Annotated in this window: 18 protein-coding genes and 2 pseudogenes; 10 read left to right on the top strand and 10 right to left on the bottom strand. The window is 72.6% G+C overall.

Annotation, left to right across the window (positions count from 1 at the left end; translation table 11 throughout):
• Positions 1–19 precede the first annotated feature (19 nt).
• Entirely contained in the window at positions 20–748 is a 729-nt protein-coding gene (locus tag B100_RS0127495; protein ID WP_024887617.1) for a class I SAM-dependent methyltransferase, read from the top strand.
• Positions 745–2,325, top strand: coding sequence for an FAD-dependent oxidoreductase (locus tag B100_RS0127490; protein WP_024887616.1), 1,581 nt, complete (start codon positions 745–747; stop codon positions 2,323–2,325). The genes B100_RS0127495 and B100_RS0127490 overlap by 4 nt, the downstream gene beginning before the upstream one ends.
• A 298-nt stretch (positions 2,326–2,623) precedes the next feature.
• Here B100_RS0127490 and B100_RS0127485 read toward each other — a convergent pair whose 3' ends face one another.
• The 5 genes from B100_RS0127485 to B100_RS36625 form a co-directional block, all read right to left on the bottom strand.
• Positions 2,624–3,700 carry a cobalamin-dependent protein gene (locus B100_RS0127485; RefSeq protein WP_024887615.1) on the bottom strand — a complete coding sequence of 359 codons (1,077 nt, stop codon included), beginning with the start codon at positions 3,698–3,700 and terminating at the stop codon, positions 2,624–2,626.
• Complete coding sequence (locus B100_RS0127480; protein ID WP_024887614.1) at positions 3,697–5,268, bottom strand: SpoIIE family protein phosphatase; 1,572 nt, start codon at positions 5,266–5,268, stop codon at positions 3,697–3,699. Before B100_RS0127480 ends, B100_RS0127485 begins: the two co-directional genes overlap by 4 nt.
• 235 nt (positions 5,269–5,503) lie before the next feature.
• Complete coding sequence (locus tag B100_RS0127475; protein WP_024887613.1) at positions 5,504–6,217, bottom strand: adenosylcobinamide amidohydrolase; 714 nt, start codon at positions 6,215–6,217, stop codon at positions 5,504–5,506.
• A gap of 75 nt (positions 6,218–6,292) precedes the next feature.
• Positions 6,293–6,712: an ATP-binding protein gene (locus tag B100_RS0127470; RefSeq protein WP_024887612.1), complete on the bottom strand. Its 420-nt coding sequence runs from the start codon at positions 6,710–6,712 to the stop codon at positions 6,293–6,295.
• Between the two features lie 70 nt (positions 6,713–6,782).
• Positions 6,783–6,932, bottom strand: coding sequence for a hypothetical protein (locus B100_RS36625; RefSeq protein ID WP_106967106.1), 150 nt, complete (start codon positions 6,930–6,932; stop codon positions 6,783–6,785).
• A gap of 321 nt (positions 6,933–7,253) precedes the next feature.
• Here B100_RS36625 and B100_RS0127460 point away from each other — a divergent pair, with 321 nt between their 5' ends.
• Positions 7,254–7,682 carry a hypothetical protein gene (locus B100_RS0127460; protein ID WP_024887611.1) on the top strand — a complete coding sequence of 143 codons (429 nt, stop codon included), beginning with the start codon at positions 7,254–7,256 and terminating at the stop codon, positions 7,680–7,682.
• A 105-nt stretch (positions 7,683–7,787) separates the two neighbouring features.
• A complete protein-coding gene (gene pgm, locus B100_RS0127455) occupies positions 7,788–9,428 on the top strand; it encodes a phosphoglucomutase (alpha-D-glucose-1,6-bisphosphate-dependent) (RefSeq protein WP_024887610.1) in 1,641 nt (546 codons plus the stop codon).
• A 59-nt stretch (positions 9,429–9,487) separates the two neighbouring features.
• Here pgm and B100_RS0127450 read toward each other — a convergent pair whose 3' ends face one another.
• Together B100_RS0127450 and B100_RS0127445 are read right to left on the bottom strand one after the other, a co-directional pair.
• Positions 9,488–10,003, bottom strand: a complete 516-nt coding sequence (locus B100_RS0127450) for a hypothetical protein (protein WP_024887609.1) — start codon at positions 10,001–10,003, stop codon at positions 9,488–9,490.
• 160 nt (positions 10,004–10,163) lie between these two features.
• Positions 10,164–10,376, bottom strand: a pseudogene (locus B100_RS0127445) (NmrA/HSCARG family protein); the annotation flags it as partial.
• Here B100_RS0127445 and B100_RS37740 point away from each other — a divergent pair.
• From B100_RS37740 to B100_RS0127430, 5 genes and pseudogenes are all read left to right on the top strand, one after another.
• Positions 10,376–10,597 (top strand): annotated as a pseudogene (locus tag B100_RS37740) (SbtR family transcriptional regulator); the annotation flags it as partial. The pseudogenes B100_RS0127445 and B100_RS37740 sit on opposite strands and share 1 nt — an antisense overlap.
• A 221-nt stretch (positions 10,598–10,818) precedes the next feature.
• Positions 10,819–11,646, top strand: coding sequence for a serine hydrolase domain-containing protein (locus B100_RS34335; protein WP_486585709.1), 828 nt, complete (start codon positions 10,819–10,821; stop codon positions 11,644–11,646).
• Entirely contained in the window at positions 11,603–12,001 is a 399-nt protein-coding gene (locus tag B100_RS37735) for a serine hydrolase (RefSeq protein WP_486585708.1), read from the top strand. The genes B100_RS34335 and B100_RS37735 overlap by 44 nt, the downstream gene beginning before the upstream one ends.
• 367 nt (positions 12,002–12,368) lie before the next feature.
• On the top strand, positions 12,369–13,025 hold the full coding sequence (locus tag B100_RS0127435; RefSeq protein WP_486585707.1) for a DUF6000 family protein: 657 nt from the start codon (positions 12,369–12,371) through the stop codon (positions 13,023–13,025).
• Between the two features lie 2 nt (positions 13,026–13,027).
• A complete protein-coding gene (locus tag B100_RS0127430) occupies positions 13,028–13,429 on the top strand; it encodes a DUF5958 family protein (RefSeq protein ID WP_024887606.1) in 402 nt (133 codons plus the stop codon).
• 69 nt (positions 13,430–13,498) lie between these two features.
• Here B100_RS0127430 and B100_RS0127425 read toward each other — a convergent pair whose 3' ends face one another.
• Both B100_RS0127425 and B100_RS34935 read right to left on the bottom strand, forming a co-directional pair.
• On the bottom strand, positions 13,499–13,960 hold the full coding sequence (locus B100_RS0127425; RefSeq protein ID WP_024887605.1) for a hypothetical protein: 462 nt from the start codon (positions 13,958–13,960) through the stop codon (positions 13,499–13,501).
• The gene (locus B100_RS34935; RefSeq protein WP_064751485.1) at positions 13,947–14,183 is read right to left on the bottom strand and encodes a hypothetical protein; all 237 of its coding nucleotides are present in this window, start codon (positions 14,181–14,183) and stop codon (positions 13,947–13,949) included. Before B100_RS34935 ends, B100_RS0127425 begins: the two co-directional genes overlap by 14 nt.
• Before the next feature lie 73 nt (positions 14,184–14,256).
• On the opposite strand from B100_RS34935, the gene B100_RS37315 reads away from it, so the two are divergent.
• Positions 14,257–14,526: a hypothetical protein gene (locus B100_RS37315; RefSeq protein WP_199785291.1), complete on the top strand. Its 270-nt coding sequence runs from the start codon at positions 14,257–14,259 to the stop codon at positions 14,524–14,526.
• Positions 14,527–14,724: 198 nt separating this feature from the next.
• Here B100_RS37315 and B100_RS34325 read toward each other — a convergent pair whose 3' ends face one another.
• Positions 14,725–15,066 (bottom strand): site-specific integrase, encoded by a 342-nt coding sequence (locus B100_RS34325; RefSeq protein ID WP_051490075.1) that lies wholly within the window; start codon positions 15,064–15,066, stop codon positions 14,725–14,727.
• Positions 15,067–15,134 lie beyond the last annotated feature (68 nt).

The following is a 15,134-nucleotide window of genomic DNA, read 5'->3' as shown; positions in this document are numbered from 1 at the left end:
CCGTCATCCCGGAGAAGCCATGACGCTGCTGCGCGACGAGCACCTCGCCGCCGCCTTCGACCACGCCGCCCGCAGTTACGACACCCTGGTAGCCGCCAACCCCGGCTACCACGCCCACCTGCGCCGCTCCGCACGGCGGCTCGGACTGCCCCGCGGCGGCGACGGCCTGCGCGTGCTCGACCTCGGCTGCGGCACCGGCGCCTCCACCGCCGCGCTCGCCGAGGTGCTGCCGGGCGCGGACATCACCGCCGTCGACGCCTCCGCCGGCATGCTGGAACGGGCCGCCGCCAAGACCTGGCCGCCGAACGTCACGTTCACCCACGCCCCCGCCGAGCGGCTCGCGGAGGCCGGCGTGACCGGCCCCTTCGACGCGGTCTTCGCCGCCTACCTCTTCCGCAACGTCACCGACCCCGACGCCGTGCTGCGCATCGTGCGCGGGCTGCTCGCGCCCGGCGGTCGGCTCGCGGTGCACGAGTACACCCTCGGCGGACGCCGGAGCGACCGGGCCGTGTGGACCCTGGTGTGCCGGGGCGTCGTCCAGCCCGTGGCCACCCTGCTCGGCGACGGCGACCTGTACCGCCATCTGTGGCGCAGCGTCGTCGACTTCGACACCGCCGACCGCTTCGCGGACCGGATGCGGACGGCAGGGTTCGACAGCGTGCGCCGCCTGCCGCTGCCCGGCTGGCAGACCGGCATCACCCACACCTTCACCGGGCGCCGCCCCCGCACCGCGGAGGCCGCGCGATGACCCGGCCGTCCCGCCCCGCCGCCGCCCGCCGCGGACGCGACCGCCGCGCCCGGGTCCTCGTGGCCCCGCCCGGCGCGCCACGCGTCGACGGTGACCGCCGGCCGAGCACCGCCGTCGTCGGCGGCGGTATCGCCGGACTGGCCGCCGCCACCGCCCTCGCCGAACGGGGCGTCGCCGTCACCCTGTACGAGAGCCGCCCCTACCTGGGCGGGCGCGTCGGAGGCCGGCCGGTCGACCTGAAGGACGGCACACCCGCGACGATGAGCCGCGGCTTCCACGCCTTCTTCCGGCAGTACTACAACCTGCGCGGCCTGTTGCGCCGTACCGACCCCGCCCTCGAACGCCTCACGCCGCTGCCCGACTACCCGCTGCGGCACAGCGACGGCACGCACGACAGCTTCCGGCACGTGCCGCGCACCCCGCCGTGGAGCGCGCTCGGGTTCGCCGCGCTCAGCCCCTCCTTCCCGCTGCGCGAGCTGCCCCGGATGAACGCGGCGGCCGCACTGCCCCTGCTCGACGTCCGCGTGCCCGACGTGTACGAACGCCTCGACCGGGTCAGCGCGCACGACTTCCTCGACGCGGTGCGCTTCCCGCAGAGCGCGCGGCACCTGGCGTTCGAGGTGTTCTCCCGCAGCTTCTTCGCCGACCCGAAACTGCTGTCGGCGGCCGAGATGGCGTTGATGTTCCACATCTACTTCCTCGGCTCCTCCGAGGGCCTGTTGTTCGACGTGCCCGGCGCGCCCTTCCCCGCCGCCCTGTGGGAACCCCTCGCCGCGCTCCTCGGACGGCACGGCGCCGAGCTGCGGACCGCCACCCCCGTCGAACACGTCGAACCCCTCGCGGAGGGCGGCTACGCGGTGACCACCGCCCGGGACGAGCGGCGCCACGACACGGTGGTCCTCGCTCTGGACGCCGCGGGGCTGCGCGGCCTGGTGGGGCGTTCCGACCGGCTCGGCGACGCGCCGTGGCGGGAGCGCGTCGCCCGCCTGCGCAACGCCCCGCCCTTCCTGGTCTCCCGGCTCTGGCTGGACCGGCCGGTGGCGTCCGACCGCCCCGGCTTCCTCGGCACCAGCGGTTACGGCACCCTCGACAACGTCACCGTCCTGGAGCGCTACGAGGACGAGGCGGCCCGGTGGGCGTCCCGCACCGGCGGCTCCGTCGTCGAGCTGCACGCCTACGCCCTGCCCGCCGACTCCTCCCCGGAGGTCGAACAGAAGCGGCTGCTGGACCAGTTGCACCGGGTCTACCCGGAGACCCGCCGGGCCGGGACCGTCGACGCCCGCCACGAATGGGCCGCCGACTGCCCGCTGTTCCCGGTGGGCGGCTACCAGGACCGGCCGACGGTCCGCACCCCCGACCCGGGGGTGGTGATGGCCGGCGACCTGATCCGCACCTCGTTGCCCGTCGCCCTGATGGAACGCGCGGCGACGACCGGCTTCCTGGCGGCGAACGCTCTGCTGGAACGCTGGGGCGTACGCGGCCAGACCCTCTGGACGGTCCCCGACCGCGGCCGCAGCGCACCCTTGCGGGGCCTGGCGGCGACGCTGGGACGCCGCAGCGCGCCGCAGCGGGCCTGACGACCGGCCGACGGGCCCGGCCCCCCGCACCCCGTGGCCGGGCCGCCCGTGCGGCGGGGGCGGCGTGCCCTTGGCCGGGCGAGGCGTGCGGGTCCGTGGCCGGGTCCGGTGCGCGCGGGGCACCGGAGGGCTGCTGCGGTCGTAGCGCCGCATCCGGGCGCGGTGGCCGCGCGGGTGGGACGTCGGAGCGTGGCGGACGGTGGCGGCCGGCCCCCTGCCGCCGCCCCGCTGCGGGCCGGCCGCCCGTGGTCTCGGCAGGTGCTCCGCCTCGTGCCGGCCCGGGGCCGGCCACGCTCGGTCAGACCACCGTGTCGGTGACTGCCGGGTCCGTTCTGCCGGTGAGGTGCGCCGCGCCTGCGCGGACGACGGACAGCGCGCGCGGGAAGTCGTGGAGGTGGTCGCCGATGATGTCCAGGCCGGTCACCAGCGAGTGGGGCGGCACGCTGCGGGCCGACAGCACCTCCGCCGTCCAGCCGAGGAAGTCGGTGAACACCTCCACGTCGTCCACGTACAGGGCGGTGGCCAGGAAGTCGACGACGTGCGCCAGGTCCTCCGCCGTCCGCTCCCGCTGGGCCTCGTCGTACTCCCGCATCGGGGGGAACCGGCGTTCCAGCTCGGTCAGCGTCTCCTTGACCAGCCGGCCGCGCGACTGGGCGACCATGCTGTACTCCTGGTCGGCCAGGTGCGGCAGGTCGTCGATGGCCTGCCGGGCCCCCGTCGGCCGTGCCAGGCCGGCCTCCAGCACCGCCGCCGCGCCCCGCGCGTCCGGGGCCCACGCGTCGGCGCCCAGGGCACGCGCGTACCGCCCGTCCACGCCGAACGCCCGGCCCCCGGCCACCACCGGCACGCCGACGGACCGGCAGGCGGTGATCGCGGTGTGCGCCCGCGGCAGGTGGGTCGGGATCGACCCGGAGAGCAGCACGGCGTCGGAGTTGGTGTGGTGCTGGTGGGCGACCAGATGGGGCGTCGGCGTCTGCGCGCCGAGGTAGTCGACCTGCCAGCCCCGCAGCCGCAGCGTCTCGGCGACCAGCCGGGCCGGGAACGCGTGCCACTCGCCGTCCACGCAGCTGACCGTCACCCGGCCCCGCCGCGCGGTGGGGCGGGTGCTCGTCGGCTGGTGCACCAGGGCGGTGATCACCCGCTCGTTGATCGCCGTCGCCGCGTGCTCCTGCGCGACGGAGATCCGGTCGGCGGCCCACTCCACGCCGATCTTCGCCTGCACGGCCGCGACCACGTCGAGCAGCAGGTCCTCCTCCTGCCAGCCGTCGGCCAGGGCCGCACGGACGACCTCGACGGCGTCGTACTCGTCGCCGTCGATCACCGCCCGCCACAGCGCTTCCGCCGGCTCGGCGTGCGAGGCCCGCGGGCCGCTCATCCGTTCCTCCTCGTTCGTGCGTCCGCACCGGTCGCTTCGTCGTCCGTGGCGCGACCTATGCGCGGGGCGCCGATGGCGACGACGGCCATGTCGTCGTGGCGGCTCCCCGGCTCCAGCCACTGCGCCGCCAGCATCTGTACGTGTTCCACCATGGCCTCGCCCGGCATGCCCCCGCACCTCGCGAGGGCCTGCCGCAGGCGCTCCTCGCCGAACAGCTCGCCGCCCAGCGGTCCGCCGCGGGCCTCGGTGATGCCGTCGGTGTAGAGCAGGCAGATGTCGCCGGGCGCGAGGACGGTCTCCACGGTCCTGGCGGTCACCTCGGGCAGCGCGCCCACGAGGGTGCCCTGCGTGGGGACCTCCTCGACCCGGCCGTCGGTGCGCACCACGAGCGGCGGGAGGTGCCCGGCGCTGGTCAGCCGCAGCCGTACGGAGCCCTCCTGGCGTTTCACGGAGGCCAGCACCAGCGTGGCGAACCGGGCGTGGTGGGAGGTGAGCAGGGCGCCGTTGAGCATGCGCAGCACCCGGAGGTGGTCGGAGGCCAGCGGCAGCAGCGCGTGCAGCGTGTTGCGGATCTTCCCGGTGAGCACCGCCGCGTCCAGCCCCTTGCCGGCCACGTCACCGAGCGCCACGAAGGTCTCGGCGGAGGCGTCGGGTCCCGGGTGGACGTCGTAGAAGTCGCCGCCGACCCGTTCGTGGTCCATGGCGGTGCGGTAGCGGCCCGCGTAGTCGACGCCGTGCACGCGGCTCAGCGGCGGCGGCAGCAGTTCCCGCATGAGGGTGCCGGTGATGGCGGTCTGCTCGCTGTAGAGGCGGGCCGCCGACAGGGCGGTGCCCGCGCGTGAGGCGAACAGCCGGGCGAATCCCTCCTCCTCGGGCGTGAACCCCTTCTCGGTGTCCGACCGCAGCAGGATCAGCGCGCCGGCGGGCACCCCGTGGCCGGGCAGCGGGGTGACGAGCACGGACCCGAGCGGTCCGGAGAAGCCCTCGGGGATCACCCAGTCCGGTATGACGGCCGGGTTGATCCAGCGGGCCGGCACCGGCGGGAAACCGCGCAGTGCCTCGTCCAGGCCGGGGACGGAGAGCGGGTCGATCTGCCGGGTCTCCTGCACCACCCGCCGCCCGCGCAGGGCGTGGGTGACGGCGTACCGGTGGCCGGTCGGCGGGGTGATCAGCACGGCGGCCTCGGCCAGGTGGTCGGTCGCCATCCGCGCGGCGACCTCCGCGCAGCGCGGCACGTTCAGGGAGGACAGGAGGGTGCTGAAGAGGTCGGAGGTGGCGTCGGCCTGCTTACGGGTCTCCCGCGCGGCGGTCTCGGCCCGTTCGAGGTCGGTGCGGTCGAACAGCCACCAGGCCACCGCACCGTCACCGGTGGGGGACGGCCGCGCCTCGTAGGCGCGGTCGCCGAAGGTCCCGGCCGGCGTGGCCGCCGTCGGGTCGGAGGTTCCGGCGACATGGCGCCGGTGCGCGTCCGCCAGCCACGACGGCGGGAGGCCGGTGGTGGGGGAGGCCGCGATGAGGCGGCGGGCGGCGCGGTTACGGCCGACGATGCGGCCGCGTGGGTCCAGCACCAGAACAGGGCAGGGCGCGTCGTCCCACGTGGGGATGGATCCGTCGCGCGCTTGGCACGGACCGGCACTGGAATCCGGTGAAGAAATCACGGACGAGGTGCGCGCCGCGCACCCACCCCCTCTTTCGTCGGCGTGAGCAGGTACGGCGGCAACGGTCCCCCATCCGTGCTCGCGAGGCAACCTGCCTGGTCGGCGAGGAAGTCCATGGAGCGCCGCGTACCCCCCACCGGGCGTGTCATGCCTGGCCGCGGACGGCGGGGCCGTCCCGGTCGGCGATCACCACGGCCTGCCGCACGGCTTGGTGCACGGCGCGCGCCAGCCGCGCCCCCCACAGCGACCGGGGCCCCGCGAAGGCATGTGCCTCCCGATGCGGGCCCGGGGTGTCGGCGACCACGCACACCGCGTCGGTGGGCGTGCCGGAGCAGTCGTACCCGCCCTCCACCAGCGCCTGGACCTTCGCCTCCGTGGCGGTGGCCACCGCGTTCACCAGGGCCGCGTCGGTCAGCGCGGCCGGTACGGCCACCACGACGTTGATCGTGCCCGGGTCCTGCACTCCCGCGGCGCCCTCCCCGGGGCGGGCGGCCCAGCCGCGCACGTCCACCCCCGCTGTCACGAACGCCTCCGCACCGCCGTCGCCCGCGTGCGCGTACGCCGACACGTCGGCCGCCGTCATCAGCCCCACCCCGTCACCTCGCACCCCCGCCGCGGCGGCGAGGGCGGCCAGGTGCCGTTCGGGGTCGGTGCGCCGGTAGCCGTGCGCGACCTGCGCGTTGAGGATCCAGTCCCGCTCGCCGATGCCGCCGCCCAGCACCGCGCTGCTGATCGTGCGCCGCCCGGGCCCCGCGGTCCACAGCAGCGCGTGCAGCAGCTCACCGTCCTCGGTACGGGTCAGGCGGCGCGGGGCCGGCAGTGCGGGGGTCGTGGGCTGAGGGGGCAGTACGGCGGTCACCGGGCGGGGCTCCTTGCGGGGGTCGGCCCGACCGATCGTAGGCCGGGCCGGCTCCGCGCCCCGCGGCGGGGTTGATCACACGGCGCCGACGCCCTCCGGAGCGCGGAAGCAGGCGGTGACCGTCTTGCCGTGGGGGCAGGGGCGGGCCTCCCACGTGTCGGCGAGGACGTCGACGAGGAGCATGCCGCGTCCGCCGACCCGTTCGTCGTCCGGTTCCCGGGGCGTCGGCAGGGCGGTGGAACCGTCGTGCACCGAGATGTGCAGGCAACGGGTGTCCCACGACATGACCAACTGCGCGTCCGTACGGGCGTGCACATGCGCGTTGGTGACCAGTTCCGACACGGTGAGCAGCACGGCGTGGGCCGTATCGGGCGCGGTCTCGTCCCACCCCAGGGAGGCGAGGTGGTCCTGCGCCCAGTCACGGGCCGCCTTCACTCCCTGGCCCATCGGCAGGGAGCGGGCCCAGCCCACGGTGCGCACCGACTGTTCGTTCATGGAGTCCTCTCGGGTCTTCGGCCGGCGGTCCGGACGGATGCGTACCGGACCGCTCGGGCAAGGGGACGGCTCAGCGCCGGCCGCCGCGCAGCCGTCCCAGCAGCCGCTGGGCCTGCGCCCGCCGACGGGGGTCGGACGCGGCCCGCCGCACCTGCTCGGCCGTGCGGCGTCCCTGGGGGCTTCGGGCGAACTGTTTGATGCGCTCCACCATGCCGGGCATGGTTGCTCCTCTCACTGGGCGTCGGCGGTGTACTCGCCGCCTTCCACCTACCCGCTGGGCGCGGGTACAGCCCTGGGCCGGGGCGGTGATTCACCGCCCCGGCCACCGGACGCGACGGAGGCCGGGGGCCGGGTGTGTCGTCCGGTGCGCGTGCGGCCGGCGGGACCTTCGACGGCGTGCGTCGCCTTCTGCACGCCCGGAGCCCGCCGGGGCCCCGTCGTCAATCCCCCTTACCTCCCCCCCCGTTGAAGCACCGCGCTCGCGGACCCTGCTCGTGTCACGGATGTGTTTGCCGAAGGAGTCAGCGGCAAACCGGTGTCCATGACCGAACAGAACAAGAATGCGAACCAGAAGACCTCGACCGCCCGGTCCACGGCGTCCAAGGCCAAGTCGGCCACCGACAAGGCGACCGAGCCCGCGAAGAGCACCGCCAACGGCGTGGCGAACAAGGCGGGTGACGCCGCGTCGGCCGCCGCGTCCGGCACCGAGCGCGCGGCACGGGTGGCCAACGGCGCCGCGCAGTCCGCGGCCAAGGGCGTGGAGGCCGGCCGCCGCGCCGTCGTCAGCGCCACCGGACAGGTCGCCGCGGGCGCCAAGACCGCCTGGACGGTCGTCGCCAACCGCCGGCTCGTCGCCGCCGGCGCGGCCGCCGGACTGACCGCGCTGACCGCCGCCTCCTACGCGGTGGGCCGCCGTGCGGAACGTCACACCCACGGCCCGCTGACCCGGATGACCGGCGGACGTATCTGACACCACGGGGGCCGGAGCGGATCGAGCCCACTCGCGCGGCGACGCTCCGGCGGGGAAAGATGTCTCCGCAAGCGTAAGAACCGACCTTTGCGGAGGAGTGGGCACATGCAGCACGAGCGAGCGGGCGGTCCGGCCGGCCCCGAGGACCTCGTCGACGTCGCTCGGCTGGTCACGGCGTACTACGCGCTCCACCCCGACCTCGACGACCCGGGGCAGCGCGTCACGTTCGGGACCTCGGGGCACCGCGGCTCGTCGCTGGCGGCCGCGTTCAACGAGGACCACATCGCCGCGACCAGCCAGGCCATCTGCGAGTACCGCGCCGAACAGGGCACCGACGGGCCGCTCTTCCTCGGCGCGGACACCCACGCCCTGTCCGAACCGGCGCGGGTCACCGCCCTGGAGGTGTTCGCGGCCAACGGGGTGACGGTGCTGATCGACGACGCCGACGGCTACACGCCCACCCCGGCCGTCTCGCACGCCGTGCTCACCCACAACCGGGGGCGCGGCACGGGACTCGCCGACGGCGTCGTCGTCACCCCCTCCCACAACCCGCCCGCCGACGGGGGCTTCAAGTACAACCCGCCCAGCGGCGGCCCCGCGGGCTCGGACGCGACCGGCTGGATCCAGGACCGGGCCAACGACATCATCCGCGGCGGCCTCAAGGACGTCCGCCGCATCCCGTACGCCCGCGCCCTCGCCGCGCCCGGGACCGGACGGTACGACTTCCTCGGCACCTACGTCGCGGACCTGCCGAACGTACTGGACCTGGACGCGATCCGCGCCGCCGGCGTCCGCATCGGCGCCGACCCGCTGGGCGGGGCGTCCGTCGCCTACTGGGGCCGGATCGCCGAGCAGCACCGCCTGGACCTCACGGTGGTGAACCCGCTCGCCGATCCCACCTGGCGGTTCATGACGCTGGACTGGGACGGCAAGATCCGCATGGACTGCTCCTCGCCGTACGCCATGGCGTCCCTCATCGGGCAGCGCGACCGCTTCGACATCGCCACCGGCAACGACGCCGACGCCGACCGGCACGGCATCGTCACCCCGGACGCCGGCCTGATGAACCCCAACCACTACCTGGCCGTCGCCATCGGCTACCTGTACGCGCACCGCGAGCGGTGGCCGTCCGGCGCCGGTGTCGGCAAGACCCTGGTGTCCTCCGCGATGATCGACCGGGTCGCCGCCGACCTGAAGCGTGACCTGGTCGAAGTGCCGGTCGGCTTCAAGTGGTTCGTCGACGGCCTCGTCGACGGGAGCCTCGGCTTCGGCGGCGAGGAGTCGGCCGGGGCGTCCTTCCTGCGCCGTGACGGATCGGTGTGGACCACCGACAAGGACGGCATCATCCTGGCGCTGCTCGCCTCCGAGATCACCGCGGTCACCGGGAAGACGCCCTCCCAGCACTACGCCGCACTGACCGCGCGCTTCGGCGAGCCCGCCTACGAGCGCATCGACGCCCCGGCGACCCGCGAGGAGAAGGCGCGCCTCGCGAAGCTCTCGCCGGCGCAGGTGACCGCGGACACCCTGGCGGGGGAGGCGGTCACCGGCGTGCTCACCGAGGCGCCGGGCAACGGCGCGTCCATCGGCGGCATCAAGGTGAGCACGGAGAACGCCTGGTTCGCCGCCCGGCCGTCGGGCACCGAGGACGTGTACAAGATCTACGCCGAGTCGTTCCGGGGCGCCGACCACCTCCGCCAGGTGCAGGAGGAGGCCAAGTCGGTGGTCCTCACCGCGCTGGGAGACTGAACCGGCGCACCCCGGCCCCGTGCCGTGCCCGTCGTGGCCGGTGCGGGGCCGACGGCGTGTCAGCCCGCCTGGATCTCGGGGGCGGACGGTGTGGTGAGACCCGCCGGCCGGGACGTCACCGCGGGCAGGGTCGCGGGGGCGTCCTCCGACTGCTGCAGCACGGTGTCGCCGGGCCCCTCGGCCGGGGTGCCCGCGCCGGTGGACAGCTGGGACCAGGCGCCAAGGGCCAGGGCGATCGCGGCGGCCGTGCCCACGACGCGGCCGACCCGGCGCATCCGGGCGCGCCCGTCCAGCTCCCGCCAGGACGGGCCCTCCCAGGGGTCGTCCGGATGCCACAGGTCACCGACCGCGTCCGCGGCGTCGTAGCGCCGCCCCGCGCCGTCGTCGGTGCGGGCCGCCGGCTGCGGCAGGCGCCCGGACGCCCGCTGCCGCGCGGAGGGTTCCTTCGGGGCGGAGGCCCGGATGGCGTGCTCGTCGTCCGTGAGGAACCGCTGCCAGACGTCGTCGGACAGGGGCGGCACGCCGTCCTCCCGATCCTGCGGCGTTCCGCCGTCGTCCGGTCCCTGCGCGGTCACGTCCGTCCGTTCCTCTCGTGTGCCGGAGCCCGCCGACGGCACCGCGGCTCACGCGCACCTGGGCCCGCCAGGATCATTGCACAGCGCGGACACACCGAAACAGCGGACCGGCGCGGCCCTGTGTCCCTGCGGGAGGTGCCCGCCCGCGAAGCGCGCGGCCCTAGCCGGACACGGGTGTCAGCTGCTTATCCGCCCACTCGGCGAAGGTGGTGACCGGGATGCCCAACTCCCGTGCGAACTCGGGCCGGGCGGGCTGAAGGACCGTGTTGTTCCACTCGTGTCCGGCTCCCCACGCCGGCATGCCCGCGTCGAGGGCCTCCTCCAGGCTCATGGAGGGCGCGGTAAAGGGCACACCCCAGGCGGCGGACAAGGTCGGCCGGAACGCCCCTTCTCCAGCGGGCCATTCGCGACAAGGCGGTTGCACCGCACGTCACCTTTCACGACCTGCTGACCCTCGCCGTCGGCATCGCCCTGGCCACCGAGCACCACAAGGACCCCGGGACGCAGGCCGACCGCCTCTTCCGCCTCGCTGTGGACGGGCTCAGCCCTGAGTACGGCATCGCCGAGGTGTCCGAGAACAGAGGATCTTCCTGATGAGGAACTTTTCCGGATCTGGGAAACGACCAAGGTAGAGGCTCCTGCGACAAGAGAGCGGCCCCGGCCGAGGGCGGGCCGTTCGGTGCTCTTGGATGCGAGAACCGGCACCGCGCTCGGCAGGTCGACACCAGACCGGCGACGGCCCGGGGGGTATCCCCCGTTCCGATCTTGGGGTCCGCCGGATCGCGCCCCGTGGGGGGTGACACTAGCGTCCAGCCATGACTTCGACTCTGCGAAAGCACCTGGTCATGGCACTCGGTGTCGCTACGCTGCTCAGCGCCGAGGTGGTCCCCGCCATCGCTCAGCCCGCCGGTACCTCCCCTTCGGAGCAGTTACGCCGGGACACCGAGGCGATCCACGCCCTCGGTGTGAGCGGTGTGCAGGCCCGCGTGATCGCGCCTGACGGTCGGCAGTCGGTCGCCACCAGCGGTACCGCCGACCTGAACACCGGCCGCCCCGTCTCTTCCAGCGGCTACTTCCGGATGGCCAGCACGTCCAAGACGCTGGTCGCCACCGTGGTCCTCCAACTGGAGGCCGAGGGCAGACTGTCCCTGGACGACACGGTCGACCACTGGCTGCCCGGAGTGGTGCGGGGCAACGGCAACGACGGCAGCCAGGTCACCATCCGCCACCTGCTCCAGCACACCAGCGGTATCCGGGACGCCCTGCCCGGATACACCACGCCCAAGGAGTACTACCAGCAGCGCCATATCATCTACGAACCTGAGCAGCTGGTCGACCTCGCCATGGCTCACGAGCCTGAGGACTTCGTGCCCGGCAAGGGCTGGGCGTACTCCAACACCGGCTACGTGTTGCTCGACATGATCCTCCAGAAGGTCACCGGTCACCCCGCTCACCAGGAGATCAAAAACCGCATCCTGCGGCCGCTGGGCCTCGACCAGACCCGGTGGATGGGCGCCTCGCCCACCCTGCCCCGGCCTCACGCCCAGGGTTACCAGCTGTTCGGCCCCGGTTCCAGGGTGGATGTCACCGACCAGACCGGTGGACTACGCGAACCTTTCATGGGTCACGACCACTCGGGATGAGAACCGCTTCTTCCGCGCGCTGCTCGACGGCCGCCTGCTGCCGGCACGGCAGCTGGCCAAGATGAAGCGGACCGTCGCCGTGAGTGCGGACGTCCAAGAGCTGTGGCCGGACGGCCGATACGGGCTCGGCCTGGTCGAACGCCCCCTGGGATGCGGGGGAACCTACTGGAGCCATGAGGGCGGGGACGGCGGCTTCATCACCCTCAACGGCGTCACCGACGACGGGAGTCGAAGCGCTGTGGTCTCCATGTCCGAGGCCCGCGGCGACACCCAGGAGCACATACTGGAGCAGGAGGACGCGGCCAGCGCGCTGATCGAACAATCACTGTGTGCCGGGGGCCCCAGCACCCGGTGAGCGGAGGTGTCGTCGCTGTGGGCGGTGAGCTCAGCGCGGCGCTCTGCTGGTGCCGCAGACCTGCGCTACGCGCCCCGTTACCTCTCATGGCCACTTTTCGGCTCACCCCAGCGATGGCCCGTCCTCGCCGTTGACACTGCCCCTGTCAGCCCTGTCAGCCCTGTCGCCACGCCCGTCCAGGTGAGGCGGCGGCGTGTCGTCGGTGAAGACTTCCCGCGGGCTTCGGTGATGCGCTCGCGGAGGTTCTGGATGATCTCGATGAGGCGGGGCCGCCGGCGGGGGTTCATCTGGAGAACGGGGCAGCGAATGCAGGCTTCTCTGAACCAGTAACTACGGTCCGTTGAGGCAGTCGGCAAACCTGTGGCACATGAGTACCGTCCCGGGCCAGGATGCGGCTATGCGTGATGTCCAGAGCGATCCCGAGTTGCAGGATCTGGTTCGGCGGTTCGTCACGCCTGATCGGCGATACCTTCGGTTGGGCGGGAGCGTTTTCCGGTTGAGCCCGGTTGAGCGCTCCGCGTTTGTGCGGGATCTGGCTCAGGCTGCGTACGAAATCACTCCGGCGGAGCTCGGCGTCCTCTTCGAGGGTGGATGGCGCGAGCGCAAGACTGCCGCCTGGCTGGTTGCTGTGGCCCACAGGTCCGAGTTCCGCGAGCTCATAGGTCGGCTCCTGCTGGCCAGCGAGGGGCCGTATGCGGGCGCGGCATACTGCGTCGCCCTTGCGAAGTTCGGTACTGCAGCGGATGCCGAACTGCTCAGCGCATACCTTGATCACTACTTGTCGCGTCCCGATCTCGACTACGACCAGGCAGCCGTCCTTGGGACGCTTCTTTACCTCGATGAGATTCTCGGCTCCGAGTACACGACACGGTTCCTTGCCCCGGCCGGTCCCTGGGACCGATGGCTTGAAGTCCGGGCCGTGGCGGCTCTCGACCCGCATGACTGTCGGCAGGCCGTGCAGCAACTGTGCGCTTTCGTCGACGAGACCGCTGAGGTCTTCGCCTCGTTGGCCTGCGGGAGCTGATCATGACCGAGCGGGACATCATCCTCAACGAACTTGCCCAAGGACTGCGCCCGATGTCACAGGGCATCGAGTGGTTCGACACCCACAGCCCGGAGGAGCAGGCCGAGATACTCCTGTTCCTGCGCCACCACTGCGTGCAGGCGCGCGACGTCACCGAAGACGGACCGGAGAGCATCCGACGTGCCGGGCTGCGCCCGACGCACACCCCGGCGGTCTTGATCACCTGCGGCCCGATCGACCAGCAACTGGGGAAGATCGCCGGCCTCACCCCTGTCGACGAACGACGCAAGGCGTTCCGGCTACTGGTCGAGGTCCTCGCGGTCGCAGACGAACGGCGCCGCGAACGCTTCTGCTCCGGCGGATGCGGTCACTGGTGGCACAACCTGCCCGTCGCCGACGGGTGAGGACGAGTCCCCCGCCGCTGGCCTCCGCCCCTGGACTTCATGTGCGGCAAGACGGACTGACGGCAGTGTTCATGCGCTCGTGTCGTCGGCGGCGGAGTAGATCACCGCGCTCAGGGCCTGCAAGGCGCCATCGTATTGGTGGCGGTCGAACTGGAACGGACCGAATGCCACGTAGTCGCGGGTCTTGCGGTGGGGTTGCTCGAAGGCGTCCCAGGTTACGAGATCCGCTGTCGCGGTGATGCGGGCCATGAGCGGCCAGCACCCCCACTCACCGCATTCACAACCGAGGACGGGGGTCTTCGGCCCCATCGCGCTAGTGGACAGTCCGAGGAAGTGGTCCTGCATCGGGCCGAACCGGAAGAACTCCGGAATCAGACCACCGTAGGCATCACCTGCAGGCTGCATCCCGGCCGCGATCTCGTACTCATCGATCAGCTCGGTGAGTGGTGCTCCGTCGATGTGAGGGACGACCACGAGCAGACCCCTGTCGTCCCGGTGCTGGCAATCGAACCGGATCTCATTGCTGATCATCCCGCGATTGTCTCAGCGACGCTGCTCCCTCCTTCTGGGCGGGGTGAGCCGGGGCCTTGCGCGACATGCCGAGGTTGATCGCCACGCTGCCGGGCGCGGAGTCGATCTGGTCGATTCTGGATTCGGCGCTGGCGAGGCTGACGCGCAGGCCCTCGATTTTGCCGAGCCAGCCCTCTTTCTCGGCTTCGGCGATCCGGTCGAGGAGGTTGTCGCGGATCTCCACCAGGCGGCCGCGCTGGGCGGGTGGTGCCGTCGATCCGCCCGGAGATGTCGATCTGCACCGCCCAAGTGGGGTGATGTCCGACGGCCGCTTCGAGGATCGCCACATCCTCAGGATCCCAATCGGAGAAGAGGTAGCCGATCTGCTCATCGGCGATGTCGATGTAGAGGTTGCCGTCCAGAGTCCACGGATCGCGCTGCCCGGGCAGATGCCGATCGAGCAAGGCGACGGTCGCAGCTCGCTCACCTGCGGGAAACACGAAAACAGTTCGCATGGGTTGGAGCGTAGGCAGTTCAGCTTCGTGGCGACCATGGATTTCGGGGGCAGCTTTGGTCCGTCGACGTAGTGGTGGCGCGGATGGCGACGTCGGCGAAGGTCGGCATGCCGAGATCGACTGTGGAGGGTCGGCGGGCTGCTTCGGCATCGAGCTGGTCCAGCTTGTCTTGCGCGCCGGCGAGGCTGACCTGGAGGCCCTCGACTTCGCCCAGCCATCCTTCCCGCTCCGCCTCAGCGATCCGGGCGATCAGGTTGTCACGGATGTCAGTCAGCCGTGACCGTTGGGCCGGATCAGGCCGGAGGAGACCGGGTTCGCGGCACCGGCTTCCCCTACCGCCCGCGGTCCCTGGGCCTTTGCCTTCCTGGGTTTGACGGTCTGCTGGATCCAGCAGCTGAAATCCCGGGCTTCCCGGCGGGTCGCCTGATCCCAGGGAACATCCACGGCTCGCAGGAACCGCCACCACCGCAGCAGATCCATCCCGTAGGAGCGAACCGTCGAGGGCGCTTTCCCGGCCGCCAGCAACTCCTGGAAGTAGACGGTGACCGGCTCGACGGCCGCTCCGTCGGGATCGATCAGCCGGTACGGCTGGTACCGGTTGCCGGTCTCCATCAGCCGACCCCACTGGGGAACCGCCAGGGCTGCCAAATCTCGTCGGGGAGCATCGTTCATCACGACCG

Source organism: Streptomyces sp. CNH189 (assembly GCF_000527195.1).
The sequence above is the reverse complement of the archived record's forward strand: the minus strand, read 5'-3'. Positions and strand labels throughout refer to the sequence as shown.

Coding starts and splice junctions, on each gene's coding strand:
- B100_RS0127490 (WP_024887616.1), top strand. CDS start 745: ATGACCCGGCCGTCCCGCCCCGCCGCCGCCCGCCGCGGACGCGACCGC.
- pgm (WP_024887610.1), top strand. CDS start 7,788: ATGCAGCACGAGCGAGCGGGCGGTCCGGCCGGCCCCGAGGACCTCGTC.
- B100_RS0127460 (WP_024887611.1), top strand. CDS start 7,254: ATGACCGAACAGAACAAGAATGCGAACCAGAAGACCTCGACCGCCCGG.
- B100_RS0127425 (WP_024887605.1), bottom strand. CDS start 13,960: ATGATCAGCAATGAGATCCGGTTCGATTGCCAGCACCGGGACGACAGG.
- B100_RS0127430 (WP_024887606.1), top strand. CDS start 13,028: ATGACCGAGCGGGACATCATCCTCAACGAACTTGCCCAAGGACTGCGC.
- B100_RS37315 (WP_199785291.1), top strand. CDS start 14,257: ATGTCCGACGGCCGCTTCGAGGATCGCCACATCCTCAGGATCCCAATC.
- B100_RS0127485 (WP_024887615.1), bottom strand. CDS start 3,700: ATGAGCGGCCCGCGGGCCTCGCACGCCGAGCCGGCGGAAGCGCTGTGG.
- B100_RS34325 (WP_051490075.1), bottom strand. CDS start 15,066: ATGGAGACCGGCAACCGGTACCAGCCGTACCGGCTGATCGATCCCGAC.
- B100_RS0127470 (WP_024887612.1), bottom strand. CDS start 6,712: ATGAACGAACAGTCGGTGCGCACCGTGGGCTGGGCCCGCTCCCTGCCG.
- B100_RS0127435 (WP_486585707.1), top strand. CDS start 12,369: ATGAGTACCGTCCCGGGCCAGGATGCGGCTATGCGTGATGTCCAGAGC.
- B100_RS36625 (WP_106967106.1), bottom strand. CDS start 6,932: ATGCCCGGCATGGTGGAGCGCATCAAACAGTTCGCCCGAAGCCCCCAG.
- B100_RS34335 (WP_486585709.1), top strand. CDS start 10,819: ATGACTTCGACTCTGCGAAAGCACCTGGTCATGGCACTCGGTGTCGCT.
- B100_RS0127495 (WP_024887617.1), top strand. CDS start 20: ATGACGCTGCTGCGCGACGAGCACCTCGCCGCCGCCTTCGACCACGCC.